The sequence below is a fragment of the Mesorhizobium sp. M4A.F.Ca.ET.022.05.2.1 genome (assembly GCF_003998845.1).
GTDB lineage: Bacteria > Pseudomonadota > Alphaproteobacteria > Rhizobiales > Rhizobiaceae > Mesorhizobium.
This window is the reverse complement of record NZ_RZOJ01000522.1, coordinates 1-3569: the sequence shown is the minus strand read 5'-3', so window position 1 is coordinate 3569 and position 3569 is coordinate 1. Positions and strand designations below refer to the sequence as shown.

The window sequence follows — 3569 nt, the reverse complement described above, 5'->3', positions numbered from 1 at the left end:
GCTCACATTCATGCCAGAACCGCGGCGGCGCTTGACGAGCGGCGCCCGGCACCGCTAACACGTGGCGCGCCAAAATCGGCAACCTGTCGATTTTTTTCAAGAGGGGACACCCGTGACGCGGCTGAACTACTTCTTCACCTCGGAATCCGTTGCCGAGGGCCATCCCGACAAAGTTTGCGACCGTATCTCCGACGAGATCGTCGATCTGGTCTATCGCGAGGCCAAGAAAACCGGCATGGATCCCTGGAAGGTCCGTGTCGCCTGCGAGACCCTGGCCACGACCAATCGTGTCGTCATCGCCGGCGAGGTCCGGGTTCCAGAGACGCTGCTGAGGAAAGACAAGGCCGGCAACATCCTCAAGGACGCCGCCGGTCATCCGGTCGTCAATCCGGCAAAGTTCAAGTCGGTAGCCCGCAAGGCGATCCGCGAGATCGGCTACGAGCAGGCCGGCTTCCACTGGAAGACGGCGAAGATCGATGTCCTGCTGCACGGCCAGTCGCCCGACATCGGCCAGGGCGTCGACAACGCCGCCGACCGCCAGGGCGAGGAAGGTGCCGGCGACCAGGGCATCATGTTCGGCTACGCCTGCCGCGAGACTCCGGACCTGATGCCGGCGCCGATCTACTACAGCCACAAGATTCTCGAGCTCCTGGCCGCCGCGCGCCATGATGGTGACGGCGAGGCCGGCAAGCTCGGGCCGGACGCCAAGAGCCAGGTCACCGTGCGCTATGTCGACGGCAAGGCCGCGGAAGCGACGCAGATCGTGCTGTCGACCCAGCATCTCGATGCGACCTGGGATTCCAAGAAGGTCCGCAAGGTCGTCGAGCCCTATATCCGCGAGGCGCTGGGCGATCTCAAGATCGCCGAGGACTGCAACTGGTACATCAATCCGACCGGCAAGTTCGTCATCGGCGGTCCGGATGGTGACGCCGGCCTTACCGGGCGCAAGATCATCGTCGACACCTATGGTGGCGCGGCGCCGCATGGCGGCGGCGCCTTCTCCGGCAAGGACACCACCAAGGTCGACCGCTCGGCAGCCTATGCGGCGCGCTACCTCGCCAAGAACGTGGTCGCCGCCAAGCTCGCCGACCGCTGCACCATCCAGCTGTCGTATGCCATCGGCGTCGCCCAGCCGCTGTCGGTCTATGTCGACCTGCACGGCACCGGCAAGGTCGACGAGGCAAGGCTGGAGGACGCGCTGCGCTCGGTCATGGACCTGTCGCCCTCCGGCATCCGCCGCCACCTCGACCTCAACCGGCCAATCTACGCGAAAACCTCGTCCTATGGCCATTTCGGCCGCAAGGCCGGCCGCGACGGTTCCTTCTCCTGGGAGAAGACCGATCTCGCCAAGGCGCTGAAGGATGCGGTCGCCGCCTGACGGCGACTGCAAACCTGTCCATGGATACAAAAGACAGGCCGAGCCGTGCGACCGAAGCTTTCTTCGGCCGCCGGCGCGGCAAGACCATCCGTCCGCAGCAGGCCGCGGCGCTGGAAAGCGGTTTTCAGACCTATCGGCTTGATCTGGCGGCCGAGCCGCCAGCCGAGTTGCGCCAGCTGTTTGCCGCCGATGTTTCCGCTATTCAGCTTGAAATCGGTTTCGGCGGTGGCGAGCACCTGCTGCATCGCGCGACGGCGGCCCCGCAAACCGGCTTTATCGGCGTCGAGCCGTTCGTCAACGGCATGGCCAAGCTGATGATGGCGGTCAGGGAAAAGCCGCTGGCCAATCTCAGGGTCTATGACGACGACGCCACACGGCTGCTCGACTGGCTGCCGCCAGCTTCGCTGGACGGCATCGACCTGCTGTATCCTGATCCCTGGCCGAAGAAGAAGCACTGGAAGCGGCGCTTTGTCGGTCCGGTCAATCTCGACCGTTTCGCCCGGGTGCTGAAGCCGGGCGGAAGATTCCGCTTTGCCTCCGACATCGACACTTATGTGAATTGGACACTGTTGCACTGCCGGGCGCACGGCGCCTTCACATGGCAAGCGCGGGACGCGGCCGACTGGCATCGGCCTTACGATGCCTGGCCAGGCACGCGCTATGAGGCCAAGGCCCTGCGTGAGGGCCGGAAGCCCGCCTATCTGACTTTCGTCAGGACATAGGCCCGGCGCGATACGGCTAACCGCGCCAGGGGCAGTTGCATCAGAAGCGCCCGATCTTTCAGAAGCGACCCATCCTGTCGAAGGCGGCCGGGTCCATTCCAAGTTTGCGCAGATCGTTGGTGCGCGGCCTGCGGCCGGCCTCGACGGCGCGCGACGCGGCAACGGCGCTGCCGAATGTGGTGAAGATGTCGCCGATGGCGGAAAACAGCTTGCGGCTACCCATGATTTTCAACCTTTCGCGCGCCACCGCGCGCAATTTCTCTTGTTGTGCGATGCAACATAGATAGGCGCGGCGCGCCAGCGATCACAGGGGCGTTACCGCATGGACGCCATGCGCCGGGCGCAAGGCTGCCTGGGCCGGCCTCCATTTGCTGGTGGTCCGCAGCAAGACCGCCGCGTTTGCCACGGTCCTCACGGTAGACTTGAAACGCCGGCCGGGATCGTCTATATCAGCGTCAAATTCTTGGTCGGTATGACGAAGAGTGGGTCCACCCGGTCCCGCTCTTTTTTATTACCTGCCGGCCAGTCACGAAGAAAGAGCGACAGGGACCTGATGAGCGCAGCGGCAATCGACGCCGACGACCGTATCATCCGCGAAAGCGGCATCGATGCCCGCATCGCGCTGATTGTGCAGCCGGTGCTGCGCGGCATAGGCTTCCGCCTGGTGCGGGTGCATTTGTCGGGCCAGAACGGGCTGACGCTGCAGATCATGGCCGAACGCGAGGACGGCACCATGACCGTCGAGGATTGCGAAGAGGTCAGCCGCGCCGTTTCTCCGGCGCTCGATGTCGAAGATCCGATCGAAAAGGCGTATCATCTCGAGGTCTCTTCGCCCGGCATCGACCGGCCGCTGGTGCGCAAGTCGGATTTCGCCACTTGGACCGGCCATTTGGTCAAGATGGAGACATCGGTCCTCGTCGGCGACCGCAAGCGCTTCAAGGGCAAGATCGCCGAGAGCGACGCCGATGGCGTGCTGATCGCCCGCGACAAGGTGGCCTATGGCGAGGAGCCGACGGTGCGCGTGCCTTACGATGCGATCGCCGATGTTCGGCTGGTGCTGACCGATGATCTCATCCGCGACGCCCTGTCGAAGGACAACAGGGCGCGCAAGGAAGCCAGGAAGCGTCGCGGCGAAGCGGAAGACGCAGCCGTGGATACGGAAAACGAAACCGAACAGGACAATTGATTTGAGCCGCCCGGCGAAAGGTCCGGCAACAGGCTCGGGAGAAAGACAATGGTTGTAAGCGCCAACAGACTGGAACTGCTGCAGATCGCCGATGCGGTCGCGCGTGAAAAGTCGATCGACAAGTCGATCGTCATCGCCGCCATGGCCGATGCGATCCAGAAAGCGGCGCGCTCGCGCTACGGCCAGGAGACCAACATCCGCGCCGACATCAACGCCAACACCGGCGAGATGAAGCTGCAGCGACTGATGGAAGTGGTCGAGAAGGTCGAGGATTACGCTACCC

The 3569-nt window shown here is 63.9% G+C and carries 5 protein-coding genes; 4 read left to right on the top strand and 1 reads right to left on the bottom strand.

All coding sequences use genetic code 11. The features are described from left to right. Positions 1-112 precede the first annotated feature (112 nt). Positions 113-1378 (top strand): methionine adenosyltransferase, encoded by a 1266-nt coding sequence (gene metK / locus EN745_RS31920; protein ID WP_126056672.1) that lies wholly within the window; start codon positions 113-115, stop codon positions 1376-1378. Positions 1379-1398: 20 nt separating this feature from the next. Then, entirely contained in the window at positions 1399-2100 is a 702-nt protein-coding gene (locus EN745_RS31915) for a tRNA (guanosine(46)-N(7))-methyltransferase TrmB (protein WP_127423092.1), read from the top strand. A gap of 58 nt (positions 2101-2158) precedes the next feature. Here EN745_RS31915 and EN745_RS31910 read toward each other — a convergent pair whose 3' ends face one another. Then, positions 2159-2323, bottom strand: coding sequence for a hypothetical protein (locus EN745_RS31910; RefSeq protein ID WP_126056670.1), 165 nt, complete (start codon positions 2321-2323; stop codon positions 2159-2161). 330 nt (positions 2324-2653) lie between these two features. On the opposite strand from EN745_RS31910, the gene rimP reads away from it, so the two are divergent. Both rimP and EN745_RS31900 read left to right on the top strand, forming a co-directional pair. Further along, the gene (rimP, locus tag EN745_RS31905) at positions 2654-3286 is read left to right on the top strand and encodes a ribosome maturation factor RimP (RefSeq protein ID WP_127423091.1); all 633 of its coding nucleotides are present in this window, start codon (positions 2654-2656) and stop codon (positions 3284-3286) included. Positions 3287-3334: 48 nt separating this feature from the next. Continuing rightward, on the top strand, positions 3335-3569 hold a 235-nt coding region (locus tag EN745_RS31900), incomplete at its 3' end, for a NusA N-terminal domain-containing protein (protein ID WP_281034801.1).